This window comes from Streptomyces sp. TOM-9 (genome assembly GCF_056858595.1).
Genome location: NZ_JBXEQB010000001.1, coordinates 7,847,723 through 7,873,483, shown reverse-complemented (window position 1 = coordinate 7,873,483; position 25,761 = coordinate 7,847,723). Strand labels below are relative to the sequence as shown.

Annotated in this window: 25 protein-coding genes; 11 read left to right on the top strand and 14 right to left on the bottom strand. The window is 74.6% G+C overall.

The annotated features are described in order from the left end of the window. Nucleotides 1-3: 3 nt before the first annotated feature. From AC1VWI_RS36290 to AC1VWI_RS36280, 3 genes are all read right to left on the bottom strand, one after another. Nucleotides 4-1,851 (bottom strand): DUF2264 domain-containing protein, encoded by a 1,848-nt coding sequence (locus AC1VWI_RS36290; RefSeq protein ID WP_499515254.1) that lies wholly within the window; start codon nt 1,849-1,851, stop codon nt 4-6. Nucleotides 1,852-1,989: 138 nt separating this feature from the next. Further along, complete coding sequence (locus AC1VWI_RS36285) at nt 1,990-2,391, bottom strand: hypothetical protein (RefSeq protein ID WP_499515253.1); 402 nt, start codon at nt 2,389-2,391, stop codon at nt 1,990-1,992. 39 nt (nt 2,392-2,430) lie between these two features. After that, nucleotides 2,431-3,060: a GNAT family N-acetyltransferase gene (locus AC1VWI_RS36280; RefSeq protein ID WP_499515252.1), complete on the bottom strand. Its 630-nt coding sequence runs from the start codon at nt 3,058-3,060 to the stop codon at nt 2,431-2,433. 68 nt (nt 3,061-3,128) lie between these two features. Here AC1VWI_RS36280 and AC1VWI_RS36275 point away from each other — a divergent pair, with 68 nt between their 5' ends. Beyond that, the gene (locus AC1VWI_RS36275; protein ID WP_499515251.1) at nt 3,129-4,013 is read left to right on the top strand and encodes an alpha/beta fold hydrolase; all 885 of its coding nucleotides are present in this window, start codon (nt 3,129-3,131) and stop codon (nt 4,011-4,013) included. A gap of 69 nt (nt 4,014-4,082) precedes the next feature. Here the strand turns inward: AC1VWI_RS36275 and AC1VWI_RS36270 are convergent, their stop codons facing one another. Then, nucleotides 4,083-4,733 (bottom strand): DUF4360 domain-containing protein, encoded by a 651-nt coding sequence (locus AC1VWI_RS36270; protein ID WP_499515250.1) that lies wholly within the window; start codon nt 4,731-4,733, stop codon nt 4,083-4,085. Between the two features lie 277 nt (nt 4,734-5,010). Between AC1VWI_RS36270 and AC1VWI_RS36265 the strand changes: the two genes are divergently transcribed. The 3 genes from AC1VWI_RS36265 to AC1VWI_RS36255 are packed head-to-tail and all read left to right on the top strand — an operon-like array spanning nt 5,011 to nt 8,692. Further along, the gene (locus AC1VWI_RS36265; RefSeq protein ID WP_499515249.1) at nt 5,011-5,955 is read left to right on the top strand and encodes an AraC family transcriptional regulator; all 945 of its coding nucleotides are present in this window, start codon (nt 5,011-5,013) and stop codon (nt 5,953-5,955) included. 17 nt (nt 5,956-5,972) lie between these two features. Further along, nucleotides 5,973-7,109 carry a site-2 protease family protein gene (locus AC1VWI_RS36260; RefSeq protein WP_499515248.1) on the top strand — a complete coding sequence of 379 codons (1,137 nt, stop codon included), beginning with the start codon at nt 5,973-5,975 and terminating at the stop codon, nt 7,107-7,109. A gap of 47 nt (nt 7,110-7,156) precedes the next feature. Then, complete coding sequence (locus AC1VWI_RS36255) at nt 7,157-8,692, top strand: ATP-dependent DNA ligase (RefSeq protein WP_499515247.1); 1,536 nt, start codon at nt 7,157-7,159, stop codon at nt 8,690-8,692. 117 nt (nt 8,693-8,809) lie between these two features. On the opposite strand, the gene AC1VWI_RS36250 is transcribed toward AC1VWI_RS36255, so the two are convergent. From AC1VWI_RS36250 to AC1VWI_RS36240, 3 genes are all read right to left on the bottom strand, one after another. After that, on the bottom strand, nt 8,810-9,088 hold the full coding sequence (locus AC1VWI_RS36250) for a hypothetical protein (protein ID WP_499515246.1): 279 nt from the start codon (nt 9,086-9,088) through the stop codon (nt 8,810-8,812). A gap of 296 nt (nt 9,089-9,384) precedes the next feature. Beyond that, a complete protein-coding gene (locus tag AC1VWI_RS36245) occupies nt 9,385-9,915 on the bottom strand; it encodes an O-acetyl-ADP-ribose deacetylase (RefSeq protein ID WP_499515245.1) in 531 nt (176 codons plus the stop codon). A 53-nt stretch (nt 9,916-9,968) separates the two neighbouring features. Then, nucleotides 9,969-10,814, bottom strand: coding sequence for an NUDIX domain-containing protein (locus tag AC1VWI_RS36240; RefSeq protein WP_499515244.1), 846 nt, complete (start codon nt 10,812-10,814; stop codon nt 9,969-9,971). A 142-nt stretch (nt 10,815-10,956) separates the two neighbouring features. Here AC1VWI_RS36240 and dnaK point away from each other — a divergent pair, with 142 nt between their 5' ends. Further along, a complete protein-coding gene (dnaK, locus tag AC1VWI_RS36235; RefSeq protein ID WP_499515243.1) occupies nt 10,957-12,825 on the top strand; it encodes a molecular chaperone DnaK in 1,869 nt (622 codons plus the stop codon). Further along, entirely contained in the window at nt 12,822-13,517 is a 696-nt protein-coding gene (gene grpE, locus AC1VWI_RS36230; RefSeq protein WP_499515242.1) for a nucleotide exchange factor GrpE, read from the top strand. The genes dnaK and grpE overlap by 4 nt, the downstream gene beginning before the upstream one ends. A 29-nt stretch (nt 13,518-13,546) precedes the next feature. Here grpE and aroQ read toward each other — a convergent pair whose 3' ends face one another. Genes aroQ through AC1VWI_RS36215 form a run of 3 tightly spaced genes read right to left on the bottom strand, consistent with a single transcriptional unit; the run spans nt 13,547 to nt 16,004 of the window. Then, the gene (aroQ, locus tag AC1VWI_RS36225; protein WP_499515241.1) at nt 13,547-14,014 is read right to left on the bottom strand and encodes a type II 3-dehydroquinate dehydratase; all 468 of its coding nucleotides are present in this window, start codon (nt 14,012-14,014) and stop codon (nt 13,547-13,549) included. Between the two features lie 22 nt (nt 14,015-14,036). Beyond that, entirely contained in the window at nt 14,037-14,798 is a 762-nt protein-coding gene (locus AC1VWI_RS36220) for a pirin family protein (RefSeq protein WP_499515240.1), read from the bottom strand. 60 nt (nt 14,799-14,858) lie between these two features. After that, nucleotides 14,859-16,004 (bottom strand): helix-turn-helix domain-containing protein, encoded by a 1,146-nt coding sequence (locus AC1VWI_RS36215; RefSeq protein WP_499515239.1) that lies wholly within the window; start codon nt 16,002-16,004, stop codon nt 14,859-14,861. 69 nt (nt 16,005-16,073) lie between these two features. Between AC1VWI_RS36215 and AC1VWI_RS36210 the strand changes: the two genes are divergently transcribed. From AC1VWI_RS36210 to AC1VWI_RS36200, 3 genes are read left to right on the top strand one after another with little or no spacing between them, the layout of a single operon-like run. Continuing rightward, nucleotides 16,074-17,831: an FAD-dependent oxidoreductase gene (locus tag AC1VWI_RS36210; protein WP_499515238.1), complete on the top strand. Its 1,758-nt coding sequence runs from the start codon at nt 16,074-16,076 to the stop codon at nt 17,829-17,831. A 12-nt stretch (nt 17,832-17,843) separates the two neighbouring features. Further along, on the top strand, nt 17,844-18,710 hold the full coding sequence (locus tag AC1VWI_RS36205; protein WP_499515237.1) for a dioxygenase family protein: 867 nt from the start codon (nt 17,844-17,846) through the stop codon (nt 18,708-18,710). Continuing rightward, complete coding sequence (locus AC1VWI_RS36200; RefSeq protein ID WP_499515236.1) at nt 18,707-19,774, top strand: maleylacetate reductase; 1,068 nt, start codon at nt 18,707-18,709, stop codon at nt 19,772-19,774. Before AC1VWI_RS36205 ends, AC1VWI_RS36200 begins: the two co-directional genes overlap by 4 nt. A gap of 136 nt (nt 19,775-19,910) precedes the next feature. Here the strand turns inward: AC1VWI_RS36200 and AC1VWI_RS36195 are convergent, their stop codons facing one another. Next, nucleotides 19,911-20,102 carry a hypothetical protein gene (locus AC1VWI_RS36195; RefSeq protein ID WP_499515235.1) on the bottom strand — a complete coding sequence of 64 codons (192 nt, stop codon included), beginning with the start codon at nt 20,100-20,102 and terminating at the stop codon, nt 19,911-19,913. Between the two features lie 49 nt (nt 20,103-20,151). Here AC1VWI_RS36195 and AC1VWI_RS36190 point away from each other — a divergent pair, with 49 nt between their 5' ends. Beyond that, entirely contained in the window at nt 20,152-20,607 is a 456-nt protein-coding gene (locus tag AC1VWI_RS36190; RefSeq protein WP_499515234.1) for a hypothetical protein, read from the top strand. A 320-nt stretch (nt 20,608-20,927) separates the two neighbouring features. Here the strand turns inward: AC1VWI_RS36190 and AC1VWI_RS36185 are convergent, their stop codons facing one another. Beyond that, on the bottom strand, nt 20,928-21,839 hold the full coding sequence (locus AC1VWI_RS36185) for an alpha/beta hydrolase (RefSeq protein WP_499515233.1): 912 nt from the start codon (nt 21,837-21,839) through the stop codon (nt 20,928-20,930). Nucleotides 21,840-22,069: 230 nt separating this feature from the next. Between AC1VWI_RS36185 and AC1VWI_RS36180 the strand changes: the two genes are divergently transcribed. Then, complete coding sequence (locus AC1VWI_RS36180) at nt 22,070-23,101, top strand: saccharopine dehydrogenase family protein (protein ID WP_499515232.1); 1,032 nt, start codon at nt 22,070-22,072, stop codon at nt 23,099-23,101. 247 nt (nt 23,102-23,348) lie between these two features. Here the strand turns inward: AC1VWI_RS36180 and AC1VWI_RS36175 are convergent, their stop codons facing one another. Next, the gene (locus tag AC1VWI_RS36175) at nt 23,349-24,500 is read right to left on the bottom strand and encodes a glycosyltransferase (RefSeq protein WP_499515231.1); all 1,152 of its coding nucleotides are present in this window, start codon (nt 24,498-24,500) and stop codon (nt 23,349-23,351) included. After that, the gene (locus AC1VWI_RS36170; protein ID WP_499515230.1) at nt 24,500-25,759 is read right to left on the bottom strand and encodes a nucleotide sugar dehydrogenase; all 1,260 of its coding nucleotides are present in this window, start codon (nt 25,757-25,759) and stop codon (nt 24,500-24,502) included. Before AC1VWI_RS36170 ends, AC1VWI_RS36175 begins: the two co-directional genes overlap by 1 nt. Nucleotides 25,760-25,761: the final 2 nt, after the last annotated feature.

Sequence of the window (25,761 nt, the reverse complement as noted above, 5' to 3'; positions counted from 1 at the left end):
GCCTCAACGAGCGTCCGGGGGCGAGGATTCCACGACCACGTCGGCCGTGGTCAGCCGCGCCCGGTGCGTGGCTCCGTCGGCCCAGGTGACGGTCACCTCGTGGACCCCCGACGGCGACACACCGGCCTCGGCCCGGGCGAGGGCGGACAGCGGCTCCGCGTCGGCGGCGCCGGTGAGCCGGGCCGCGCAGAGGAAGAGGTCGCCGCGGCTGCCGCCGCCTTCGGTGGTCTCGCCGGTGAGGACGGGGGTGACCGCGCGTCCGGTGCACGCGGTCGGGGCGGGCGGCAGGCCGGGGGCGGCCCGCAGGCCCTGCAGCGGCAGCAGTTCCGAGGTCAGGCCCTCGCCCGCGGGCCAGCCGGTCTGCCGTACCGGCGAGCCTTGCGGCGCCCCGCTGACCAGGTGGGCGCGGATCTCGGCGGCGCCCCTGGCCATCACGAGGCTCACGACGCGGACCCGCTCACCGGCGCGGGAGCGTGAGGCGGCCCATCCCTCGCCGGCGCCGAGCGGGGTGAGCCCGGTGCGCGCGGTGACACCGCCGTCGGCGTCCAGAAGGCCGAAGTGGTTGTCGGGGAGCGTGTCCCCGGTCAGCGGAGCGGTGGCCGTGGAGTAGGCGAACCGCGTGTAGTGGGCGGCGTAACGGGTGTCCTCGCTGCCGTGGTTGTGCAGGCGTACGAGGCCGTCGGCGGCCGTCGACTGGATCAGCCAGTTGGGCGCGGGCAGCGCGGTCATGACGTCGCCGCGTTCGACGGGGGCGGGCTCCTCGGGCGCCGTCCACACCGCGTGTCCTGGCGGCAGCAGCAGGCCGAGGAAGCCCTTGCTCGCCCAGTACGGGGAGCCGGGCCCGGAGTAGTCCTGCAGGACACCCGCGTAGGGGCCGTGCCAGCCCAGGGACAGCAGCCCGTCGGGGCCCGCCGCGCCGCGGTCCAGGAAGTGGCGCAGGGCGCCGGAGGCCAGGCGCCGCGTGGTGCCGGGGGCGAGCGGGGTGTGTCCGGTGAGGGCGCCGAGCCACAGCGGCGCGGCCGCGGCGACCCGGTAGGTCAGCGAGCGGCCCTGGTGGAGGGGCGAGCCGTCGGCGCCGAACAGGCGGGACTGGTCGGCGAGATGGATCCGCAGCCGCTCACCGTAGCGGTCCAGCAGGTCGGCGTCGCCGGAGAACCAGGCCTCCAGCACGGGGTAGAGGTGCAGCGCCCACCCGTTGTAGTGGTCGAAGGCGCGCAGGTCGCCGTCGGTGTACCAGCCGTCGCCGACGTACCAGCGCTCGATCCGCCGCAGTCCGCGCGCGACGGCGTCCCGGTCGCCGAGGAAACCGCCGACGGTGGCCGGGAACATCTCCCAGTTGTTGGGCCACGCCTGCGCGGCGGCCGCCCGGGCGAGCCAGGCGGTGGCGCGTTCGCGCACGGGCCCGTCGAGCCGGTCCCACAGCCAGCGGCGGGTCAGCCGGAGCGCGATGGCGATGGACGCGGCCTCGACCAGCGGCTGCGTGCGGTCGGCCACGACGGGCCAGTCCTCCGGCCCGTCCCCGCCGGGCCGCGCGGTGCCGGCGGCCAGGCCGTCGGCGTACCGCTGCAACAGTCCTGACGGATCGTCACCGTTCGTGCCCGCCACGCGGATCGCGGCGAGCAGGAATGTGCGCGCGTACCCCTCCAGGCCGTCCGAGCGGGCGCCCGAGGCGCTGTTCCGGTCGCCGGGGAGGTGGTAGAGCGCCCCGCCGGGCGTGGCGTGCGGGGCGACGGCGGCGAGCAGCCCGTCGGCGACCGCCTCCCAGTGGGCGCGGGTCCACCCTGTGTACGGGCTCAGCTCCCGGTCCTCGGGCGGCAGTTGGAAGGGGTGCGCCGGCGTTTTCCGGGTCACGGTTCGCATACGGCCTTTCCGGGGTCGGGGAACGGCTTCGCCGCCGGGCGCCGACCTCCCGGCGGTGCCCGGCCGGCGGGCGACTCTACCGCCGCGCCGCAAGCGCTTTCCAGAGCGTGTCGGCCTCGCCCGGGGCCGTCAGGCCCCCTCCGGATCCGTGGAGAGCGTGCCCGGACGGATCGCGGCACGCCCCACGCCGAGGGCACGCAACAGGACGTCCAGTGCCTGCTCGTGGTCGTCCACGGAATGGTGGACCCAGGCGTAGGTGCCGTAAGAGCCCCCGTCGAACTCGTGCAGCGCGTACTCCGTCCTGCCGATGCGGAAGACGGCGACGCCCACGTCGCCGAGGTCCTGCCAGCTGCGTTCGACGGTCAGCCTCAGCCGCGCGGCGAACGCCGCCAGGGGCGGATCCAGCCTCGCGAGACATCGGAAGTCACAGGCGACCCGGTCCCACAGCCCGATCTGCAGGGCGGGGTTGCGCTTCCCGCCCTGGTACTGCGGCGCGGGCTCCCCGTCGGCCTCGGGGCCGGGCACCTCCACGCGACGCTCCCCTCCCACCGGCGGCACACCGCGATCCCCTCAGCCCCCGTCCGTCGCCGACGTCCCGCGTCCCAGGTACGTCAGGGGACCGGGGTCCGGGACGGGGAGCTCACGGAACCCCATCCGGTCGTAGAAGGCGCGGGCCGCGGTGTTGGCGGTCACCATGCCGAGGTGGACGGCGCCGACGCCCCGGGCGGCCAGCGCGTCCAGGAGACGCCCCATCAGTTCCCGCCCGTAGCCGCGCCGCTGGTACTCGGGCAGCAGGTCGATGTGCAGGTGCGCGGGGTACCCGGCGAGTTCCGGCACGATCATGCGCTCCGGGCGGTGCAGCAGGTCCGCCATCTCCTCGTCCGGGGTGACGGGCGGCCCGGACGGCTTGGGGTGGCGGTGTTCGAGCCGGGGCAGCCACTCGGCGCGGAAGCGCCGCACGAAGGCGGCGGTGTCCGCGGTGCCGACGATGTAGCCGACGGCGCGCGTGCCGTCGTCGACGACGAAGGCGAGTTCGGGCTCGAGGTGGGCGTAGGGCCCCGCGAAGTTGTCCGGGAGCAGGTCGTGGTCGGTGTAGAGGTGCCGCGCGTCGCCGCCCTCGTGGCCGGTGCGCACGCAGATGTCGTAGACGGCGGCCCGGTCCTCCGGGCGGTACGGGCGGATCACGGCGCGTGGGGTCATGCGGGCATGATGACGGTCATGGGAGCGCTCCCACAACCCCTGCGACGTACCGCGTTAGGCTGAACCACATGGGGGCCCACAGGCCGAGGGAGGTCGCCATGGCCCCGGCCACCGAGGCGCTGGCCGTGTCGCACGGCCCCTACCGGCTGCACGCCGAGATCACCCCGGGCCCCGGCGCGCCCGCGGTCCTGATGCACGGCTTCCCCGACAGCAGCCGGCTGTACGACCGCCTCCTGCCCCACCTGGAGGGCAGGCTGCCAGTGGTGCGGTTCGACTTCCTCGGGTGGGGACGCTCCGACAAACCGCCCGGCCACGCCTACACCGTCGCCCAGCAGGTGGACGACCTCGCCGCGGTGGCCGACGCCCTCGCGGCGGGCCGCACCGGCCGGCGCCTGGTGCTGGTGGCGCACGACGCCTCGGGACCGCCCGCGATCGACTGGGCGCTGGAGCACCCCGACCGCGTGGCCCGGCTGGTGCTGCTCAACACCTACTACCACTGGACCCCCGCGCTGCGCCGCCCTCCGGCGATCGCCCTGTACTCCACCCCGTTGCTGCGCTCGGCGGCCCGGGCCGTCGCCAGGCGCCGGCCCGGTCTGGACCGCAGGCTCTACGTCTGGCAGGTGGGCGGCTTCATCCGCGACCCGGAGGTGCGCGGGACGTACGTCGAGCGGCTCTACGCGCAGTACCCCGCCGCCCGCCCGGCGTTCTGGGGGCTCAACGACGAGCTGCTGCACGCGATGCTGAGCCGCCGGCGGCGCATCCCGGAGATGCGCGAGTTCCAGCCGCCGGTCCGGGTGGTCTTCGGCACCCGGGACCGGTGGCTCAACACCCGCGTCGCCCGGCAGTTCTCCGTGATCTTCCCCCACAGCGAACTGCGCCTGCTGATGCACGCCGGGCACTACGTGCAGGTCGACGAGCCCGAACGGGTCGCCGACGCCATCACCGCCCCGTGAGCGGGGCTGCCGGGTGACGCGGGCCGGGCCCCTTTCCCGCCCAGGGCCCGGCCCGCGGGGCGCCGGGGACTACGCGCCGGGGCACTCCTTCCACGCCAGGTGGTACGTGGTCCTGATGCTTCCGTCCGTGGAGTCCATCGTCATGAAGCTCGTGGTCCGCGACGGGTCCGAACTGCCGGCGCTGACCCGCAGTTCGGTGTTGATGTTGAAGTTGCGCAGTTCGCCGCAGGGCGCCCAGACCAGCGCGGCGACGTCGACGCTGTCCGTGGTCTGCCAGTTGTCGTCCAGCGCGCCGCGGAAGGTGTGGCTGATGGCGTTCGTCTCGGGCGAGCCCTGGAAGTAGTAGCTGGCCTTCTCCACGCCGGAGGCGCCGCGCTCCAGGTGCGCGAAGCCGCGGTAGTCGGCCGCGGCGATCGCGTAGGTGAAGCCCTGCGGCACGTGCACGTTCAGGTTGAGCTGGCAGTTCTTGCGGAAGTCGGTCGGCTTGGAGCCGACGCCCACCTGGGCGATGTAGGCGCTGTACGTGACGGTGAAGGCCTCGTTGTCCGGCGAGACGGCCACGGCGGCGGTGCCGGCCGGACAGCCGGAACCGTTGACGGTGGCGACGTCGATGACGATCCGGTCCGGCGGCGGCAGGGTGGCGCCGCCCGGCTCCCAGGCCTGCGGGCCGAGCAGCGAGGCGGCCGCCAAGCCGCTCATGGCCAACGCACGTAACGTCATGGGGGGATTCCCTTCAGGTCGTTGAGGGGTCGCGACACCGGGTCGTGCACCCCGTTCCGGTGTCGCGTACACGACACCATGCGTCACCGTTCGCGTACAGAATCCCCATAGGTTTCCCACAGGAATGGCCGACCGCCGTCACCCCTGGCGCGGAAGTGACGCACGAGATCCGGACAGTCACCCGGCGCGACACGGGTCGGCCTCCCGGCTGAGACGGACTGAGACGGATCACGGGCAAATGGCTGGTTTCCATACGCGGACGTCTACCCTGGAGGACATGGACGCACTCTCGGGCCTGCTCGACGGACCCCGTGCGCGGGGTGCCTTCCTGCTGCGCATGGTCATGGAGCCGCCGTGGTCGGTGCGGATCGAGGACCGGGCGCCGCTGTGCGTGATGACGGTCGCGCGCGGAGGGGCGTGGGTCGTGCCCGAGGAGGGCGCGCCGGTGCGGCTGCGGCCCGGGGACGTGGCCGTGGCGCGCGGCCCCGTGCCGTACGCGGTCGCCGACCTCCCCTCGACCCCGCCGCACGCCTGGATCCTCCCCGGTGCGGTGTGCCGCACCGCGGACGGCCACGACCTGGCCGACGCGATGGCGCTGGGGGTGCGGACCTGGGGCAACCGGGTCGACGGCTCCGACGTCATGCTGGTCGGCACCTACGAGGTGGACGGCGCGGTCGGCCGACGGTTGCTGGACGCGCTGCCCCCGCTCCTGGTGCTGCCGGCGCGGGAGTGGGAGAGCCCGCTGCCGCCGCTGCTGGCCGAGGAGATCGTCAAGGACGATCCGGGGCAGGAGGCGGTGCTGGACCGGTTGCTGGACCTGCTGCTGATCTCCGTGCTGCGGGCGTGGTTCGCCCGGCGCGGCGAGGCGGCCCCCGCGTGGTACCGGGCCTTCGCCGACCCCGTGGTGGGCCGGGCGCTGCGGCTGCTGCAGAACAACCCGGCCCACCCGTGGACGGTGGCGGCGCTCGCCGCCGAGGCGGGCGTGTCGCGGGCCGCGCTGGCCCGGCGCTTCGGCGAATTGGTGGGCGAGCCGCCCATGGCGTACCTGACCGGCTGGCGGCTGGCGCTCGCCGCCGATCTGCTGCTCGAACCGGACGCCACGCTCGGGGCGGTCGCCCGCCGGGTCGGCTACGGCAGCCCCTTCGCGCTGAGCGCCGCCTTCAAGCGGGTGCGGGGGGTGAGCCCCCAGAAGCACCGCGTCGGCGCGGCCCGGGCGGAGTGACACTGGAGGGAGGAGTCATGAACGGTTCGGTCGTTGTGGGACGCGTCTTCGGGGTTCCGCTCCGGATGCACTGGAGCGTCCCCGTCCTCATCGTGCTGCTCGCCTACGGGCTCGGCCGCGAGACCCTGCCCGCCTGGGTCCCGGGCCTGTCGGCCACCGCCTACACCGTCGCGGCGGCCGTGGGCGCGGTCCTGCTGATGGCGAGCCTGCTCGCGCACGAGGTCGCCCACGCGGCGACGGCCCGGCGCGAGCACCTGTCGGTCGAGGACGTCACCTTGTGGGCCATGGGCGGCATGACGCGCATGGGGCGGCCCGGCTCCGCGGGCGCCGCCTTCCTGGTGGCGGTCAGCGGCCCGCTGGCGAGCCTGGTCATCGGCGGCGCCGCGCTCGGCGCGGGCATCGGCGTGGACGCGGCGGCCCACCGCTCGGTGCCGGGGGCGCTGCTGATCTGGCTGGGCTGGGCGAATCTGCTGCTCGGCGTCTTCAACCTGCTGCCCGCCGCGCCCCTGGACGGCGGCCGCGTGCTGCAGGCGCTGCTGTGGTGGCGGACGGGGGACCGCGACCGCGCCGACCGGGTCGCCGGGCGCGGCGGGCAGGTCCTCGGCTTCCTCTTCGTCGTGGTCGGGTGGCTCGCCTTCGCCCGCGGCATGGCCGGCGGCCTGTGGCTCGCCCTGGTCGGGCTCTTCATGGCCCTCACCGCGGGCGCCGAACGCCAGCGCGCGGTCATCAGCGCCGCGCTGCGCGGCGTACGGCTCGCGGACGCCATGTCGGCCCCCGTCGTGACCGGCCCCGACTGGCTGCCGGTGGACCGCTTCATCGACGAGGTCGCGGTGGCCGCCCGCCATTCCACCCTGCCCCTGGTCGACTTCGACGGCCGCCTCAGCGGGGTGGTGCAGCTGCGCCGGCTCACGTCGGTCCCCGCGGACCGCCGCGCCGACGTGCGGGTCCGCGACGTCGCCGTCCCGCTGTCCAGGACCACCACCGGCACACCGGAGGAACTCGTCAACGACGCGCTCGACCGCCTCCAGCCCGGCGCCGGCGGCGTCCGGGTCGTCGTCGTCGACGGCGGCCGCCCCATCGGCATCGTCACCGGCACCGACGTCACCCGGCTCGTCCAGCGCCGCCGCATGACGGGCGGACGGCCCCCCGTCTGACCCGCCCGAGGGCTGCGCGCCCGGCGCGGGCGGTCCAGGATGGAGCCATGCTGCTCGCGGAGCTCGCCCGGACGTCCCGGGAGGTGGCGGCCACGTCCGCCCGGTCGGAGAAGGTGGCGGCGCTGGCCCGGCTGCTGCGTACCGCGGAGCCCGACGAGGCGCCCGTGGTGATCACGTACCTGGCGGGGCGACTGCCCCAGCGGCGCACCGGGGTGGGCTGGAGCACCCTGCGGGAGCGGCGGGAGCCCGCACCGGCGCCCCGGCTGACGGTGCACGAGGTCCACGAGACGCTCGACCGCATCGCCGCGGTCACCGGCAAGGGGGCGGCGGCCGAACGCAAGCGGCTGGTGGCGGACCTCATGGGCGCGGCCACGGAGGAGGAACAGGCGTTCCTGCTCGGGCTGATCGGCGGGGAGCTGCGGCAGGGGGCGCTCGACGCGCTCGCGGTCGAGGCGCTCGCCGTGGCGGCAAAGGCGCCCCCGGAGGACGTGCGGCGCGCGGTGATGCTGGGCGGTTCCCTGGGCACCGTCGCGCAGGCGCTGCTGGCCGGGGGGCCGGAGGCGCTCGCGGCGTTCCGGCTGGAGGTGGGGCGACCGGTGCAGCCGATGCTCGCGCAGACCGCGAAGGACGTGGACGAGGCCCTGGACCGGCTGGGCCCGTGCGCGCTGGAGGAGAAGCTGGACGGCATCCGCGTCCAGGTGCACCGCACGGGCGAGGACGTGCGCGTGTACACCCGCACGCTGGACGAGATCACCGGCCGGCTGCCGGAAGTCGTCGCCGCCGCACGGGAGTTGGCCGTGGAGGAGGCCGTGCTCGACGGCGAGGTCATCTCCTTCGGCGAGGACGGCCGCCCCCGCGCCTTCCAGGAGACCTCCTCCCGGGTGGGCTCGCGGCTGGACGTCGCGGCCGCCCGGGAGTCGCTGCCGGTGGCACCGGTCTTCTTCGACCTGCTGTCGGTCGACGGCCGCGACCTGCTGGACCTGTCCACCGCCGAGCGCCACGAGGAACTGGCCCGGGTCGCCCCCGCACCGCGCAGGGTGCGCCGGCTGGTGGCCGCCGACCCGGCCGACCCGGCCACCCGGCAGGCGGCCCGCGACTTCGCGGAGCAGGTGCTGGAACGGGGCCACGAGGGGATCGTGGCCAAGGCGCTCGACGCCCCGTACAGCGCCGGGCGGCGCGGGGCGGCCTGGCTCAAGGTCAAGCCGGTGCACACCCTCGACCTGGTGGTGCTCGCCGCCGAGTGGGGCCACGGCCGCCGCACCGGCAAGCTGTCCAACCTCCACCTCGGCGCCCGCCGCCCCGACGGCACCTTCGCGATGCTGGGCAAGACCTTCAAGGGCCTGACCGACGCCATGCTCGCCTGGCAGACCGAGCGCCTGCGGGAACTGGCCGTGAGCGACGACGGGTGGGTGGTCCGGGTCCGCCCGGAACTCGTAGTGGAGATCGCCTTCGACGGCCTGCAGCGCTCCACCCGCTACCCCGCGGGCGTCACGCTCCGCTTCGCCCGCGTCCTGCGCTACCGCGAGGACAAGACGGCCGCCGAGGCGGACACCGTCGACACGGTGCTGGCCCTGCGGCCCTGACCGGGGGCCCGGCGCGGTCGGGGTGACCGCGGCGGGCCGGGATCGCCCGTGCCGGCAGGCGGTGGCGCCGCGGGAAGCCGCGCCGTCCGACGCGGCCGGTGCCGTGATCGGCGGGGCTCACACCGTCCGCCTCGCTTCGCACAGGGTGGCCACCGGGGCGAGCCGCTCCGCCAGTTCGTCGAGGGCGGCGTCCACCGTCTCCCGCTGGGCGCGGCTCAGCCGGAGCAGCGGGCTCCACTCGCCGTCAGGGGCGGACGCCGCGAGGGCCTCCTCGGCGTGGCCCGGCTCCCGGTCGGGCGCCGGCAGGTCCTCCCGGGTGCCGTCGGGGGTCGCCCGGGCGGTGCCGAGGTCGCCGCCGCTGCCGAAGCCGGTCCGTCCGGTCAGCTCGAACTGCACGTGTTCTCCAGGATCTCGTGTGCCCGCGGCCCCGGTCGGGCCGGACCCATGCGGGCCTGTGACCAGTCGGCGCCCAGGATCCCGGCGCGTACGCCCGGACGCGAGAGCCGCGGCCCAGGGCCGGACGGCGGCGTTCCGGGCCGCCCCCGGGGTCGTACGGTGCGTGATCACCTCATGCTAGGCAGGGCTTGCGGTCCCGGAGCTTTCCCAAAGGAATCGATGACCAAGAGTTCCGCCCCGGTTAACCCGCACCACGGGCCGGACACCGCTCCGTGCCCCGCTCCCGGACGCCGAGGTCACCGCTCACCGAGCCCTCCCCCGGGAAGTCGCGCCGCGAACGCGGCGTAGGCCGCGTCGTCGAAGAGGACGAAGCGGACCTCCTCGACCTCGGTGTCCGTGTCCTGGACGGTGGCGACGGCGATGCGCGCGGCGTCCTCGACGGGCCAGCGGTAGACGCCGGTGGAGATCGCGGGGAAGGCGACCGTCTTCGCGCCGACCTCGTCGGCGATCCGCAGCGCCTCGCGGTGACAGGAGGCGAGCAGCCCGGAGCGGTCCTCGCCGGCGCTGTGCACGGGGCCGACGGTGTGGATCACCCAGCGGGCCGGGAGCCGGCCGGCCGTGGTGGCGACGGCCTGTCCGGTCGGCAGACCGCGCCCGTACCGCGAGGCGCGCAGCGCACGGCACTCCTCGAGGATCTCCGGGCCGCCGCGGCGGTGGATGGCGCCGTCGACGCCGCCGCCCCCGAGCAGCGAGGAGTTGGCGGCGTTGACGACGGCGTCGACGGACTGCTGCGTGATGTCGCCCCGGACGAGGGTGATGCGTGCCATACCCGTGATCCTGCCACCGCGAGGTGCCCGGGCGCCCGGCCGTTCCCGCCGGGTCACCAGTCGCAGGGCACCCGCAGGTCGAGCAGTGAGTCGCAGAACTCCGCGGCGGGCTTCGGCCAGCCCTCGCGGTGCCAGTGCGCGATGCGCCAGCCCAGCCGTTTGGGCCACAGCGGCAGGTGCCGCAGGTCGTCGACGGGGACCCAGACGGGGGCGGCGGCCTCCTCCAGGTCGAGGGAGGAGCGGGGGCCGATCTCGCCGTGCGCCTCGACGAGGAAGTAGTGCCCGGGGTGCGAGCCGCGGTGCACCCGGTTCACCCGGGCGATCTCCTGCCCGACGGTGCCGCTCAGCCCGGTCTCCTCCGCGAGTTCGCGCAGGACGGCCGTCTCGGGGGTCTCCCCCGGCTCGACCCCGCCGCCGGGGATCTCGTAGTAGTCGCCGCGCCGGTGGCGGTAGCGGATCAGCAGCATGCGCCCGTCGCGGACGATCACCGCGCCGGCCCGGGTCCGTTTGGGCGGCCGGCCGAGCGGGTCCTCCAGTACGAGGCGGCCCCGCCACCAGGGCGGGCCGTCCCAGGACCGCAGGATGGCCTCCCACGCCGTCCAGGGCGCGAGCGGCAGGTGCAGGGCCTCGGACCTGCTGAGCAGCCGGGTGGGCGGGGGGCCGGACGGCAGCGGCACGGCGGCCCGGTAGTACAGATGGGTGCCGCCGGTCGCGCGGACCTCCAGGCAGGGCCGGAGGTCGGTCCTGACGTCGACGCCGAGGCCGTCGCGGGCCGCCGCACGGGCGGTCTCCGCGGGGTCGCCGCGAGGCGGGACGGGGGCCTGCGGCAGGCTCAAGTCGCTGTGTACGGCGAGGCGTTGGTCGTGGAAGAGGATCACTCCCGCATGCAGTGAGGACATCCCGCCGACGCTAGCAGCGCCCGCTGTCCGGGCCCCGCGATTATTCCGGGACATTGCCCTGCGCTCCCCGGTGCGGGTTGCGGCGGCCGTCTGGTGGTCGGCCCGCGCGCGTCGCACCCTGGAGGGGAGGAGGCGAGCTGACATGACACGTCCGGTCGGTATTGACCTCGGCACCACCAATTCGGTGGTCTGCGCTCTGGAGGGCGGTGAGCCCACCGTCATCACCAACACGGAAGGGGCACGGACCACACCTTCGGTGGTGGCCTTCAGCAAGGGCGGCGAGGTCCTCGTCGGCGAGATCGCCAAGCGCCAGGCCGTGACCAACGTGGAGCGGACCGCCCGCTCGGCCAAGCGGCACATGGGCGACCCCGACTGGCGGTTCCCCGATTCCGGCACCATCGACGGCAAGCGCTACACGGCCCAGGAGATCTCGGCCCGGGTGCTGCAGAAGCTGAAGCGGGACGCGGAGGCGTACCTGGGCGAGGACGTCACGGACGCGGTGATCACGGTGCCCGCGTACTTCGACGACGTCCAGCGCACCGCGACCAAGGAGGCCGGGGAGATCGCCGGCCTGAACGTGCTGCGGATCATCAACGAGCCCACGGCCGCGGCCCTGGCGTACGGCCTGGACAAGGAGAACGACCAGACGATCCTCGTCTTCGACCTGGGCGGCGGCACCTTCGACGTCTCCCTGCTGGACATCGGCGAGGGCGTGGTGGAGGTCAAGGCCACCAACGGCGACACGGAGCTGGGCGGCGACGACTGGGACCAGCGGGTCGTCGACCACCTCGTGGAGCGCTTCAAGAACGCGTACGGGCTGGACCTGGCCAAGGACAAGATGGCGCTGCAGCGGCTGCGCGAGGCGGCCGAGCGGGCGAAGATCGAGCTGTCCTCGTCCACCGAGACGACGATCAACCTGCCCTACATCACGGCCTCCGCCGAGGGCCCGCTGCACCTGGACGAGAAGCTCACCCGCGCCCAGTTCCAGCAGCTGACCGCGGACCTGCTGGAGCGCTGCAAGGGTCCCTTCCACCAGGCGGTGAAGGACGCGCGGATCAACGTCGCCGACGTCGACCACGTGATCCTGGTGGGCGGTTCGACCCGGATGCCGGCGGTGACGGAGCTGGTGAAGTCGCTGACCGGCAAGGAGCCGCACAAGGGCGTCAACCCGGACGAGGTCGTGGCGATCGGCGCCAGCCTCCAGGCCGGGGTGCTCAAGGGCGAGGTCAAGGACGTCCTGCTGTTGGACGTCACCCCGCTGTCCCTCGGCATCGAGACCAAGGGCGGCATCATGACCAAGCTGATCGAGCGCAACACGACCATCCCCACGAGGCGCTCGGAGATCTTCACGACGGCCGAGGACAACCAGCCGTCGGTGCAGATCCAGGTCTACCAGGGCGAACGCGAGATCGCGGCGTACAACAAGAAGCTCGGGGTGTTCGAGCTGACCGGTCTGCCGCCGGCCCCGCGCGGTATCCCGCAGATCGAGGTCTCCTTCGACATCGACGCCAACGGCATCATGCACGTGACGGCGAAGGACCTCGGCACCGGCAAGGAACAGAAGATGACCGTGACCGGCGGCTCCGGGCTGCCGAAGAGCGACATCGACCGCATGATGCGCGAGGCCGAGCAGTACGCGGAGGAGGACCACAAGCGCCGTGAGGAGGCCGAGACCCGCAACAACGCGGAGAGCCTGGTCTACTCCACCGAGAAGCTGCTGCGGGACAACCCCGACAAGGTCCCGGGCGACCTAAAGTCGGAGGTCGAGTCGGCGGTGGCGGACCTGAAGGAGCAGCTGAAGGGCGAGGACTCCGCCGGCATCCGCCGGGCGACCGAGCGGCTGACCGCCTCGGCGCAGAAGATCGGCACGGCGATGTACGCCCAGGCCCAGGCGGAACGGTCCGCGGCGGGCGAGGGCGGGGCCCCGCACGCGGCGCCGCCGGAGGGCGACGAGGACGTGGTGGACGCCGAGATCGTCGACGACGACAAGCGGGAGGGAGGCACGGCGTGAACCGGGCCGGTCCGCCTCCGGGCGGCGGGCTGCGGGCGCGGCTCGTCGAACGCACGGCGGACCTGCAACGGCTCAAGGCCGAGTACGACAACTACCGCAAGCGCGTGCACCGGGACCGGCTGGCGGTGCGGGAGATCGCCGTCGCGAACGTGCTGCACGGACTGCTGCCGGTGCTGGACGCCGTCGACCGGGCGCGGGAGCTGGGCGAGGTGACCGGCGGCTTCCGCGCCGTGGTCGAGGTGCTGGAGGCGCGGCTGGCGGAGCTCGGCCTGCGGTCGTTCGGCGAGCCCGGGGATCCCTTCGACCCGGCGCGTCACGAGGCGGTCGGCTCGTCGGGCGCCTACGGCGCGGACCGCCTGGTCTGCGGCACCGTCGTGCGCTCCGGCTACCGGGTCGGCGGGCACCTGCTGCGCCCCGCGGAGGTGGTGGTCACCGGACCTGCGGGGGCACCGGCCCGGGTGCACCCTGGAGGCATGGAGACAACCCACAAGGTCGACGTGGCCCCGCTCGGGGCCGACCACCGTTACCGCAGGGTGCACATCCGGGGTGTGGGCTGGGAGCAGTTGGAGCGGGAGGAGTTCGAGCTGCGGGTGCGCGGGACCTTCCCGGACATCGACGTGTCGGACCCCGATCAGGTGCACTGGGCCGACCACCCCGGCGAGTGGCCGGACTGGCAGCCGGGCGAGGCCTGAGCGCGGCCCGGCGCTGGTTCAGCGGCGGTTCAGCGGGCGCCGGCGTCCAGGAGCGCGGCGATCCGCTCGACGGCGAAGGCGTAGCCCTGGACGCCGCAGCCCGCGATCACGGCGTCGGCCCGCGCCGAGACGTAGCTGTGGTGCCGGAAGGCCTCACGCCGGTGGATGTTGGAGATGTGGACCTCGATCACGGGCAGGCCGTCGCAGGCGCTGAGGGCGTCCAGGATCGCCACCGAGGTGTGGGAGTAGGCGCCGGGGTTGATCACGACGCCCGCGTGGTGCTCGCGGGCCTCGTGGATCCAGTCGATCAGCTGTCCCTCGTGGTTGCTCTGCCGGCAGTCGGCGGTCCCGCCGAGCCGAGCCGCCGTCGCGGCGCACAGGGCCTCGACGTCGGCGAGGCTCTCGGAGCCGTAGATCTCGGGCTGCCGCCGGCCGAGCAGGTTGAGGTTGGGACCGTTGAGGACCATGATCGGCGCGCTCGCGAGGGTGCGGGTCATGGCCCCAAGGTCTACCACGTGATCACCCGAAGCTGACGGCGGCGTCCATCTCCCAGACCAGCACCTCGGCACCCTCGGCGCCGGCGGTGAGCCGCTGGCCCTCGGCCCCGGTGACGCGCACGGCGTCGCCCTTGGCGAGCAGACCGGCGCCTTCGACGGCGACCTCGCCCTTGGCGACGTACAGGTGCACCAGGGGGGCGGTGGGCAGGGCCAGGGTCTGCTGCGGCGCCATGCGCGCGGCCTGCAGCGCGGCGTGTTTCTGGGCGATGGAGATGGCCCGCTCGTCGCGGTCGCGGTCCATTCCGGAGGCGACGGTGACCCAGCCGCCGCGGGCGAGTTCGTCGTTGATGTCGAGCTGCTCGTAGCCAGGCTTGATGCCCTGCTCGTCGGGGAACACCCACATCTGCACGAAGTGCACGGGGTCCTTGTGCTCGGGCGCGCCGGTCAGCTTCCAGCTGTCGTTCTTCTCGCTGTGCAGGATGCCGGTGCCCGCGCTCATCCGCTGGGCGAGGCCCGGGTAGATGACGCCGTTGTGGCCCTCGGAGTCCTGGTGGACCAGGCCGCCGTCGAGCACCCAGGTGACGATCTCCATGTCCCGGTGCGGGTGCGTGTCGAAGCCGGTGCCGGGGGCGACGACGTCGTCGTTGGAGACCAGCAGCAGACCGAAGTGGGTGTTCTTCGGGTCGTAGTGGTGGCTGAAGGAGAAGCAGTGGTGCGAGTCGAGCCAGCCGGCGCGGGTGTGGAACCGCTGGCCGGCGCGGCGGACATCCAGCTGGGTGGCCATCGGGGATCTCCTTCTGCGGGGTGTGTCTCTGTCGCCCAACCTAACATGTTGAATCTCGAACTATATTCCTTGGATGCCGTAGCTCCGCAGCTTGCGGTAGACCGTGGCCCGCGCGATGCCCAGCGCCTTCGCCGCCCGCGCCTTGTTGCCGCCGTGGGTGCGCAGCGCCTCCAGGATCGCGTCCCGCTCGGCCCGCTCCAGGCTGCCCAGACGGCGGCCGCCGGCCCCGCCGCGCACGGCGTCCGGCAGCTCCTCCGGGCGCACCGGACCGCTCAGCCTGCGCTCGTCCGCGAGGGTCCTGACGACCGTCGCCAGCTCGGCGACGTTGCCCGGCCAGGTGTGCCGCTCCAGGGTGCGCCGGGCCTCGACGGTCCAGGTCAGCGGCGGGTGGCCGGGCGCCGGTCGCGGGCTGAGGGCGGCGAGCAGCACCGGGAGGTCCTCGGGGCGCTCGCGCAGCGGCGGTACGGACAGCGAGCGCGCCGCCAGCCGGCCCAGCAGGCGGTCCAGGCACGGGTCCGTACGGTCCCCGGGGGTGTGGGTGGCGGTCAGCCGCAGGACGGGGCGCTGTTCGAGGAGCGCCACCAGCGCGGCCGCGGCGCCGGCGTCCAGCGCCTCGACGTGGCGGACGAGCACCCGGCCCGGCACGGGGCGCACGGCCAACCGCCGCACCCAGTCACGGGCCGCGGCACCGGTCACCAGCGCCGCGTCCAGCTCCACGTCGCCGGCCCGGACGGCGCGGGCCAGCGCCGTCTTGCCGGTGCCGGGCTCCCCCGTCACCAGCAGCGGCCCCTGCTCGCCCCCGAGCCGCACCGCGCGGGCCACCGCCGCGCGCCAGGACAGCGACGCGCCCACGAGCCCGGGCAGCCTCGGCTCGGGGACCGCCGGCGGCCCGCCGGAACCCTCCGCCGCCGCGGACAGCACGGCGACGGCGCCGATGACCTCGCCGGAGTCCAGGACGGGGCTGAGCCGGGCCCGCCAGCCGCCGTCCGGCAGCGGCAGCTCGTACCCCTCGGTCCGGCCGTCGCGGACCATGCCGCCGGCCCGCCGCTCCAGCAGCGCCAGCGACTCGTCGGACAGCCGCCGCGCGGCCTCGGCGCTCACGATCCGCGTCCTGCCGTCGGCCGCGACGACCGCGCGGCCGTTCGGCCGCTCGCGCAGGTAGGCGCCGAGCAGCAGCTCTTCGGGGGATGTATCGGATTGAGACACGCCGGCGGTCTCCCTCTGATCCACGATCGGTTCGTTGCCATTTCAATTATCCGTCAAGGAGCCGCGTTGATGGAGACCGTCGAGACCGACGTGCTGATCGTGGGCAGTGGGCCGGCCGGCGCGGGCGCCGCGCTCGCGCTGAGCACGTACGGGGTGCCGAACATCGTCGTCACGCGCTACGACAGGCTGGCCGACACGCCTCGGGCCCACATCACCAACCAGCGCACCATGGAGGTGCTGCGCGACCTCGGCGTCGAGCAGGAGGTCGTCGCCAAGGCCACTCCCCAGCACCTGATGGGGAACACCGTCTTCTGCACCAGCCTCGCGGGCGAGGAGCTGGGGCGGCTGCGCTCATGGGGCAACGACCCGCTGGTCCAGGCCGCGCACGACCTGGCCAGCCCGAGCCGCATGTGCGACATGCCGCAGAACTGGATGGAGCCGGTGCTGGTCGAGGCGGCCGTGGCGCGCGGCACCCGGCTGCGCTACGGCACCGTCTACAAGTCCTTCGAGCAGGACGCCGACGGCGTGACCGCCGTGGTGGAGGACCGGCTGCGCGGCGACGAGTACGCCATCCGCGCCAAGTACCTGATCGGCGCCGACGGCGGACGCAGCAAGGTCGCCGAGGACGCCGGGCTGCCCATGGGCGGCAAGATGGGCGTGGCGGGCAGCGTCAACATCGTCTTCGAGGCCGACCTGTCCCGGTACGTCGCCCACCGCCCCAGCACCCTGTACTGGGTGCTCACCCCCGGCGCGACCGTCGGCGGCATCGGCGCGGGCCTGGTGCGCTGCGTGCGGCCGTGGAACGAGTGGCTGATCGTGTGGGGCTACGACGTCGAGGGCGCGCCCCCGGACCTCACCGAGGAGTACGCCCTGTCGGTGGTCCGGCAGCTCATCGGCGACGACGACCTCCCGGTGACCATCCGCTCCTCCTCGGCGTGGACGGTCAACGAGATGTACGCCGAGACGTACTCCCACGGCCGGGTCTTCTGCGCGGGCGACGCCACCCACCGGCACCCGCCGTCCAACGGGCTCGGCTCCAACACCTCCATCCAGGACGCGTACAACCTGGCCTGGAAGCTGAAGCTGGTCCTGGACGGCACCGCCGCGCCCTCGCTGCTGGACACCTACACCGCCGAGCGGGCGCCCGTCGGCAAGCAGATCGTCACCCGCGCCAACAAGTCGATCGGCGAGACCGCCCCGGTCTTCGACGCGCTGGACCTGCTCGCCCCGCAGAGCCCCGGGCAGCTGATCGCCAACATGGAGTCCCGCAAGGACGCGACCCCGGCCGGCGAGAAGCGGCGCGCACGGCTGCGCGAGGCGATCGACTTCAAGCGGTACGAGTTCAACGCGCACGGCGTGGAGCTCAACCAGCGCTACGCCTCGGCCGCGGTCGTCCCGGACGGCACCGCAGACCCGGGCTTCGACCGCGATCCCGAGCTGTACCACCAGCCGAGCAGCCGCCCCGGCGCCAAGCTGCCGCACGCGTGGCTGACGGCGGGGACCCGCACGCTGTCCACCCTCGACCTCGGCGGCGGGGGCCGGTTCGCGCTGCTGACCGGCATCGGCGGCGAGGCCTGGGTGGCGGCGGCCCGCGCGGTCGGCACCGAACTGGGGCTGGACATCGCGACCGCGGTGATCGGCCCCGGCCGGGAGTACGAGGACCCGTACGGCGACTGGGCGCGGGTGCGCGGCATCGGTGACACGGGCGCGCTGCTGGTCCGGCCGGACCTGTACGTGGCCTTCCGGCGCGCCGACGGGGCCGCCGACGACGCCGAGGCGCGGTCCGTGCTCGGCTCCGCGCTGCGGCGCATCCTGGGACGGGACTGACGAGGAGAGAGCATGGACTTCACCGAACAGAGCGCGACGCCGGCCGTCGTGGAGAGCTTCGCGCGGACGCCGGACCCGCGGCTGCGGGAGATCCTGGGCAGCCTGACCCGGCACCTCCACGACTTCGTCCGGGACGTCGAGCCGACGATGGGGGAGTGGGAAGGGGCGATCGGCTTCCTCACCCGCACCGGCCAGGCGTGCACCGACACACGGCAGGAGTTCATCCTCCTGTCCGACGTGCTCGGGGTGTCGATGCTGGTCGAGACGATCAACCAGCGGAAGTCGGCCGGGGAGGGGGCCACCGACTCCACCGTGCTGGGCCCGTTCCACATGGTCGACTCCCCCGCGCGGGAGTTCGGCGACGCGATCGACATGATCGGCTCGGGTGAGCCCTGCGTGGTCACCGGGCGCGTGGTCTCCGTGGACGGCACACCGCTGCCGGGCGCCACGGTGGACGTCTGGCAGGCCGACGAGCACGGCTTCTACGACGTCCAGCAGCCGGGCGAACAGCCCCGGGGCAACGGGCGCGGGCTGTTCGAGGCCGACGGGGAGGGCCGCTTCCGGTTCCGCACCGTCGTGCCCGCGCACTACCCGATCCCGACCGACGGCCCGGTGGGCGACCTGCTGGACGCCACGGAGCGCCATGCGTACCGGCCCGCGCACATCCACTTCATCGCGGCCGCCGCCGGCCACCAGCCGGTCACCACGCACGTGTTCGTCCAGGACAGCCCGTACCTGGACTCGGACGCGGTCTTCGCGGTGAAGAAGAGCCTGGTCCAGGAGTTCGCCGAGGTGGACGACCCGGAGCGGGCGGCCGGGTACGGGGTTCCCAACCCCTTCCGGCTGGCGACCTTCGACATCGTGCTGCAGCGGTCATGAGCCGGGAGTTCGTCCACGAGGCGCTGCCGATGCGGGTCGTCTTCCGACCCGGGGCCGCCACCACGGCCGTGGCGGAGGAGGCCGGCCGGCTCGGCCTGCGCCGCGTGCTGGTGCTGTCGGGCCGGCACGGTGAGGACACCGCGCGCTCCGTCGCCGCGTCGCTCGGGGCGGTCTGCGTGGGCGTCCACCCGGGCGCGGTGATGCACGTGCCGGTGAAGGTGGCCGACGAGGCCGTCGCGGTGGCGCGGGAACTGGACGCCGACGGGCTGGTCGCGGTCGGCGGCGGTTCCGCGGTCGGCCTGGGCAAGGCGGTCGCACTGCGCACCGGGCTGCCGCTGCTGGCCGTTCCGACGACGTACTCGGGCTCCGAGATGACCCCGGTCTGGGGCCTGACGGAGGACGGCGTCAAGCGCACCGGCCGCGACCGCCGCGTCCTGCCGCGCAGCGTCGTCTACGACCCGGAGCTCACCTTGTCGATGCCGCCGGCGCTGTCGGGTACCAGCGGCGTCAACGCCCTCGCCCACGCCGTCGAGGCGCTGTACGCCCCCGACGCCACCCCGATCGTGTCGCTGATGGCCGAGGAGGGGGTGCGCGCCCTGGCGGACGCGCTGCCGCGTGTCGTCGCCGACCCGGGCGGCCTCGACGCGCGCGGACACGCCCTGTACGGGGCCTGGCTGTGCGGGGCGTGCCTCGGGGCCACCACGATGGGCCTGCACCACAAGCTGGCCCATGTGCTCGGCGGCGCCTTCGACCTGCCGCACTCCGCGACGCACACGGTGCTGCTGCCGTACGTCCTCGCCTTCAACGCCCCGGCCGCCCCGGCCGCGACGGCCGCGCTCCGCCGGGCGCTGGGAACCGAGGACCCGGCGCGCGCAGTGCACGAGCTGGGCGGGCGGCTCGGCGCGCCGCGCTCGCTGGCCGAGGTCGGTCTGCCGGCCGACGGCATCGGCCGCGTCGTGGAGCTGGTGGGCGCGGCCTCGTACGCCAACCCGCGCCCGGCGGACGCGGAAGAGCTGCGCGCGCTGCTGACGGCGGCGTACGAGGGGGCGCCGCCGACGGGCTGACCGGATTCCGGCCGGGCATTCCCCCGTACGCACACGAACGCCTTTGCGCTTTTCGGCCGTGCTGCCGAGCGCATTCCCCGGCAGCGGTCCCGGAATTCCCGGCGGAACCCGTGTTCCGCCGGCGCGCGGGAATCCCTCAGCCCCGGCGCCGGGCCTCCCGGTCCGGGGCCGCGGGCGGCCCGCCGCCGTAGTCCAGCCGCTCCGCCGTCCTCACCAGCCGTTCGAGTGCGGCACCGTCCCGCGGCCCGCCGTGCAGGGCACGGCGGGCCCGCGCGACAACGCCGCACAGGCGTACGGAAAACAGGCGTTTCGCGCTCCAAAACGCCATCCCCCGCCACCCCTTCCGCCGGTTAGAAATATCTACCAAGGTTGAGCGTATGAGAAATGCGGCACCGAAACAGGCAATGGAGTGGCTGGCCGCCGCCGCGGCGGATCCGCGGGCGTGCAAGCGGGAATGGGAACACGGCGAGAGCGGGACCGTCCTGCTGCCCGCCGGGCGCTTCTGGGACGTGCTCAGCGTGCCCGAGGACCTCGGCCTGCTGGCCCTCGACGCCCTGCTGCGCCTCCCCCGCACGGAACCCGGGCCCACCCTCGCCGACACGGCCTCCCGCCGGGTCGGCTTCTTCCTCCCGCCGGACCCCGTCAGCAGATGGGTGGGCACCGGGATCCGCTACGCCGGCAGGGGCGCCTGGATCGCCGTCCCGCCCCCGTACCGGGCCGCGGGGGCCCTGCGGTGGCTGGTACCCCCCGACGGAACGGGCACCCTCCACACCCCTACCGTGGTGGAACTGGCCCTGTTCCAGGCAGCAGTTGCGGCAGACTGCCGCCGCTGAAGGAGGCCGCGCGCGGTACGTCCGGCCCCGCGTAGCCGGGGAGGGCGCGCCCGTGGGCCCGCCAGTCGGCGAGGAGTTCGGTGTAGATGGGCGGGTCCATCCAATAGGCGCCGGTGAGTTCGGCGAAGGTCCGGTGGTGGTCCGGGTGGCCCTGGAGAAGGCATCCACGGGTCGAGGATGTGCTGCTGTCCATGTCCCCTTGCAACGCGGCTCGTGCGCCGGTGGTACGTCCGGAGCAGGCAGCGCCACTGGATCGAGTGAGCGCGCCCCCCTCGTTAGGGGCCTTCCTCTCACCCTCTGACCCGCTCATCGTCTCATCGTCACGCGACGGGAGGTCCCGGCAGCCCGAGCGCGTGGGCGAGCAGCGGCCAGGCCGTCGCGAACTCCTGTCGCCAGTAAGCCCATTCGTGTCGGCCGCCCTCGTAGTAGTGCGTCGTCACCGGGATGTCACGGAGTTCCAGCGCGGTGGCGAAGACATGCGTGGCGGGCCACAGGGTGCTCTCCAGCACCTCCGGCAGCAGCTCGGTGCCGCCGCCCGCGGCCGGGGCGGCGGCACCGCTTCCGCAGGACACGTACAGCGCTGTGCCGCGCAGCCCTCCCGCGCGCGCCGTGGGGTTGAAGGACCGCCAGGTGTCCCACCGGTCCACGGGGTCGCCCCACAGGGACCCGGGGCAGAGGCTCTCGCGGAGCAGGAGGGCGTCGAGGGCGGTGGGCACCCCGGCGAAGGTGGTGTCCAGGACGCCGCTGAAGGAGGCGGCGGCGCGGAACGCCCCCGGGTGGCGGGCCGCGTGGGCCATGGCGCCGTGGCCGCCGGTCGAGACGCCCGCCACGGCCCGTACGCCGGAGGCCCGGTAGTCGCGGCGCAGCAGCCCGTCGACCTCGCCCAGCTGGAAGGTCTCGTAGTCGGAGCCGTCGAGCCAGTGGCTGGACAGGCCCGCGGGGCCGCAGTCCGGCATGGCGAGGATGAGGCCGCCGCCCTCGGTGAGCCGCTCGACGCCCGCCTGCCGGCTCCAGGCGGTGTGGTCCTCGTGCGGCCCGTGCAGCAGGTACAGCACCGGCCAGGTGCGCCCGGGCGCACGCGCGAAGTCCGTGGGCAGGACGATCCGCACCGCCGCCGGGCGGCCGAGCGCCGCCGAGGCGACCGTCAGGTCCCAGGTGCGTGCGTCGACGCGGGTCGCGGCGGCCACCTCGGCGGCGGTCCCTCCGGGCGCGCGTGCGGTGCTGGGGGTCATGGGGGTGGCTCCTCACAGGACAGGTGCGCGACGGGGCGCGCACGGACCGGGCGCACTCCCTTTACCCGGGGTAACGGACGGCGGCCGGGAGTGGTTCAACGGCTGCCGCGGTTCCCCCTCGGCGCGCCGCAAGCCCGCGACGCGCCGGGGGCGAAGTGCGGTGACCGACCGGTAGGTTCGGTGCCGGGGCCCCGCCGCGGGGGCCGGAACCGACGAGGGAGCACACGCGCATGACCTGGTTGCTGTACGGAGCCACGGGCTACACCGGCCGCCTCGTCGCACGGGAGGCCGTGGCCCGTGGGGAACGCCCGGTGCTCGCGGGCCGGTCGGCCGCCGCGCTGGCCCCGCTGGCGGCCGGACTGGGCCTGGACCACCGGGTGGTCGGCCTCGGCGACGCGGCGGCGCTGCGCGCAGCGCTCGCGGACGTGGACGCCGTGGCCCACTGCGCGGGGCCCTTCTCCGCGACGGCGCTGCCGATGGCCGAGGCGTGCCTGGACACCGGCACGCACTACCTCGACATCACCGGCGAGATCGACGTGCTCGAGGCGCTGCACGCGATGAGCGCCCGGGCCCGCGCGGCGGGTGTGGTCCTGCTGCCCGGGGCGGGGTTCGACGTCGTCCCCACCGACTGCCTCGCCGCGACCGTCGCCGCCGCGCTGCCCACCGCCACCCACCTGGACATCGCCTTCGTGGCCGGCGGGGGTGCGAGCCCCGGCACGGCGCGCTCCGCGCTCGAGGCGCTCGACAAGGGCGCCGGCGGCCGCGCCCGCGTCGACGGGGTGATCCGCGACGTCCCGCTCGGGCACCCCCGGGTGACCGCGTCCTTCCGCACCGGCCGGCGCCAGGTCGCCGGCATCGCCTGGGGCGACGTCAGCACGGCCTACCACTCGACCGGCATCCCCAACGTCTCGACGTACACCTGGCTGCCGGGCGCCCCGCTGGCGGCACGCGTGCTCCGGGTCGGCCCGGTACGGCGGCTGGCCCGCGCGGGGGTCGACCGTTTCCTGACGGGCCCCGGCGAGCGCGCGCGGGCGCGCACCCGTTCCCAGGTGTGGGCCCGCGCCCGCGACGCGCACGGCGGTGCGGCCCAGGCGGCGCTGTCGGCCCCCAACGGCTACGCGCTGACCGTCGATTCGGTGCTGCGCATCGTGACCCGGCTGCCGCGGCTCCCGCACGGCACCCAGACCCCCTCCTCGGCCCTCGGCGCCGACTTCGTCCTGGAACTGGACGGAGTACGCCGGGACGGACCCCACGTCAGCTGATCCCCCGCGGCTACGACGGACGCGCCGCCGCGGGACGCGGTCGCCGAGGCCGACCCGCGCCGCGGTCGGCCGGTCCCTGCAGGGCTACGACAGAAGGGCGGTACCACGCGCCCACTCCCGCGACCGGGCGCACGCACCCGCGCCAGGCACAGCAGCAAGGTTCGGACGACGACGTGGGCCCCCGACCCTGCCGCCGAACCCGCGGCACCGGTCCGCGACCGGGCCCCCGCGCCGGCCGAGACTCCCGCTACGACGGACGCGCCGCCGAGGCGCGCGCCGAGGCGGCGGTGGCCGCCGCCACCGCCCAGCCCTCCAGGCTCGTGACGAAGTGCCCGGCGCAGTCCGGCCAGTGCAGCCCGCCGCGGGCGGCGGCGTGGCCGCGGGCGCCCATCGCGCGGCGCAGTTCCGGATCGTCGCGCAGCCGCCGGACCGCGTCCGCGGCAGCCGCGGGGTCCTCGAAGGGGACGAGGAGGCCGCAGTCGTGCCCGCGGACCAGTTCGGCGGCGAGGGGGTTGGGGGTGCTCACGACGGGGATGCCGTAAGCCATGTACTCGACGACCTTGGTGGGCCGCGAGTGGCGGTAGTTCGCCTCGTCGCGCAGCAGCGACACCCCGGCGAGGGCGCCGCGCAGCCGGCCCAGGGCCGCGTCGTTGGGCAGGAAGCCGTGCCAGCGCAGCGCGCCGTCGCGGTCGGCCGCCGCCAGCAGTCCGCGGACGTCGCCGTCGGCGGCGCCGATGAGCTCGACGTGGACGTCCGGGGCCAGCAGCCGTGCCATGGCGACCAGTTCCTCGGCGCCGCGGGCCCGGGACAACTGCCCGAGGTAGACGACGCGGTCGTCGCCCGGCGCCGGCGGGGGGTCCGTGGGGACGGTGACCAGGTTCGGCACCACGGGGTGCGCGCGGCGGAAGCGCCGCTGGTAGGCGTCCTCGGCGAGCAGCAGGTGCAGATGCCGCTCGGCGGCGAGTTCGGCCGCGCGGACCACGAGGCGCAGCGGCGGGCGCAGTGGCCGCGGCACCCAGCCCTTCATGGCGAGGGCGGCCGCGGTGTCCTCGTGCACGTCCCACACCACGGCCGGCCGCCGGGCGCCGGTGCGGTGCCAGTGCCGCAGCGCCCGCGGCAGGGCGAGCAGCAGTTCGGGGTCGTGGAGCAGGACGGCGTCGACGGTGGGCCCGCGCCGCGCCAGCAGGCGCCGGGCCGCACGGACGGCCGCGCGCCGGTCCCGTCCGGTGGCCCGGGGCAGGTCGACGCCCTCGACCCCGGGGCGGGGCGGGGTCGCCCGCGCGGTGAAGGGCGCGGCGTAGGTGACGGTGTGACCGTGGGCCAGGAGGGCGGCTATCTGCCGGTGCAGGATGCGCGCGTCCTCGGGGTGGTGCACGACGGTGACGACCAGTACGTGCATCACAGCACCTCGACGTCGGGCCGGAAGATCCGTCCGCGCGTGTCGAACAGCAGGCGGGCCCGGTCCGCCACCACCTGCAGGTCGTAGGCGCTGTGGTCCTGCAGGAGGACCGTCAGGTCGTGCTCGCGCAGGGCGGCCGCCAGGTCGCCGGCCCGGGGGACGGGCTCGCCGTCGACCTCCCAGGCCTCCACGAACGGGTCGTGGAAGGAGATCCCCGTGCCGAGCCGGCGCAGCAGCCGCGCCACGGGGACGGCGGGGCTCTCGCGCCGGTCGGCGATGTCGGGCTTGTAGGTGACGCCGAGCAGCAGCACCCGTGAGCCGTGCAGCGCCTTCCCGGCCGTGTTGAGCAGGTCCTGCGCCCGGCGCACCACGTACTCCGGCATCCGGTGGTTGATCTCCCGGGCGAGTTCGACGAAGCGGAACTCGTAGCCGAGCGTGCGGACCTTGTACGACAGGTAGTTGGGGTCGATCGGGATGCAGTGGCCGCCCACGCCCGCGCCGGGCCGGAAGGCCTGGAAGCCGAAGGGCTTGGTGGCGGCGCAGTCGATGACGTTCCAGATGTCGACGCCCAGTTCGCGGCAGAGTATGGCCAGTTCGTTGACGAGCGCGATGTTGACGTGGCGGTAGGTGTTCTCCAGCAGCTTGGCCATCTCGGCCTCGCGGGTGCCCTTGGCCCGCACGACGGTGTCGACGAGCTTGCCGTAGAACGCGACGGCGCGCGCCGCGCACCCGGGGGTGTGCCCGCCGACGATCTTCGGGGTGTCGCGGAAGCCGTGGGTCCGGTTGCCCGGGTCGATCCGCTCGGGCGAGAAGGCGAGGGCGAAGTCCGCCCCGGCGCGCAGCCCCGAGCCCGCCTCGAGGAGGGGCCGGACGACCTCGTCGGTCGTGCCGGGGTAGGTCGTCGACTCCAGCACGACCAGGACGCCGGGGCGCAGCCGTGCGGCGACCGCCTCGGCGGCCCCGGTGACCGCGGTCAGGTCCGGTCCGCCGTCCTCGGACAGCGGGGTGGGGACGCAGATGACGATGGCCTGGGCCTCCCCCAGGCACTCCTGGCCGGTGGTCGCGGTGAACCCGGAGGCCAGCATGCGCCGCAGGTCGTCGTCGCGGACGTCGTCCACGTGCGAGCGGCCGGAGTTGAGGGCGTCCACCACCGCGGGGTCCAGGTCGTGTCCCACGACGCTCAGTCCCACCGCCGCCGCCTCCCTGGCGAGGGGCAGCCCGACGTATCCGAGGCCTACGACTGCGAGATCCACCGTCATGC

Excerpts from the sequence above, each read along its gene's own strand:
- AC1VWI_RS36220 (WP_499515240.1), bottom strand. The coding sequence starts at position 14,798 with ATGGCCACCCAGCTGGATGTCCGCCGCGCCGGCCAGCGGTTCCACACC.
- dnaK (WP_499515243.1), top strand. The coding sequence starts at position 10,957 with ATGACACGTCCGGTCGGTATTGACCTCGGCACCACCAATTCGGTGGTC.
- AC1VWI_RS36240 (WP_499515244.1), bottom strand. The coding sequence starts at position 10,814 with ATGTCCTCACTGCATGCGGGAGTGATCCTCTTCCACGACCAACGCCTC.
- AC1VWI_RS36180 (WP_499515232.1), top strand. The coding sequence starts at position 22,070 with ATGACCTGGTTGCTGTACGGAGCCACGGGCTACACCGGCCGCCTCGTC.
- AC1VWI_RS36260 (WP_499515248.1), top strand. The coding sequence starts at position 5,973 with ATGAACGGTTCGGTCGTTGTGGGACGCGTCTTCGGGGTTCCGCTCCGG.
- AC1VWI_RS36255 (WP_499515247.1), top strand. The coding sequence starts at position 7,157 with ATGCTGCTCGCGGAGCTCGCCCGGACGTCCCGGGAGGTGGCGGCCACG.
- AC1VWI_RS36195 (WP_499515235.1), bottom strand. The coding sequence starts at position 20,102 with ATGGCGTTTTGGAGCGCGAAACGCCTGTTTTCCGTACGCCTGTGCGGC.
- AC1VWI_RS36175 (WP_499515231.1), bottom strand. The coding sequence starts at position 24,500 with ATGCACGTACTGGTCGTCACCGTCGTGCACCACCCCGAGGACGCGCGC.
- AC1VWI_RS36210 (WP_499515238.1), top strand. The coding sequence starts at position 16,074 with ATGGAGACCGTCGAGACCGACGTGCTGATCGTGGGCAGTGGGCCGGCC.
- AC1VWI_RS36190 (WP_499515234.1), top strand. The coding sequence starts at position 20,152 with ATGAGAAATGCGGCACCGAAACAGGCAATGGAGTGGCTGGCCGCCGCC.
- AC1VWI_RS36275 (WP_499515251.1), top strand. The coding sequence starts at position 3,129 with ATGGGGGCCCACAGGCCGAGGGAGGTCGCCATGGCCCCGGCCACCGAG.
- AC1VWI_RS36205 (WP_499515237.1), top strand. The coding sequence starts at position 17,844 with ATGGACTTCACCGAACAGAGCGCGACGCCGGCCGTCGTGGAGAGCTTC.
- AC1VWI_RS36170 (WP_499515230.1), bottom strand. The coding sequence starts at position 25,759 with ATGACGGTGGATCTCGCAGTCGTAGGCCTCGGATACGTCGGGCTGCCC.
- AC1VWI_RS36200 (WP_499515236.1), top strand. The coding sequence starts at position 18,707 with ATGAGCCGGGAGTTCGTCCACGAGGCGCTGCCGATGCGGGTCGTCTTC.
- AC1VWI_RS36265 (WP_499515249.1), top strand. The coding sequence starts at position 5,011 with ATGGACGCACTCTCGGGCCTGCTCGACGGACCCCGTGCGCGGGGTGCC.
- AC1VWI_RS36280 (WP_499515252.1), bottom strand. The coding sequence starts at position 3,060 with ATGACCCCACGCGCCGTGATCCGCCCGTACCGCCCGGAGGACCGGGCC.
- aroQ (WP_499515241.1), bottom strand. The coding sequence starts at position 14,014 with ATGACCCGCACCCTCGCGAGCGCGCCGATCATGGTCCTCAACGGTCCC.
- AC1VWI_RS36270 (WP_499515250.1), bottom strand. The coding sequence starts at position 4,733 with ATGACGTTACGTGCGTTGGCCATGAGCGGCTTGGCGGCCGCCTCGCTG.
- AC1VWI_RS36185 (WP_499515233.1), bottom strand. The coding sequence starts at position 21,839 with ATGACCCCCAGCACCGCACGCGCGCCCGGAGGGACCGCCGCCGAGGTG.
- AC1VWI_RS36245 (WP_499515245.1), bottom strand. The coding sequence starts at position 9,915 with ATGGCACGCATCACCCTCGTCCGGGGCGACATCACGCAGCAGTCCGTC.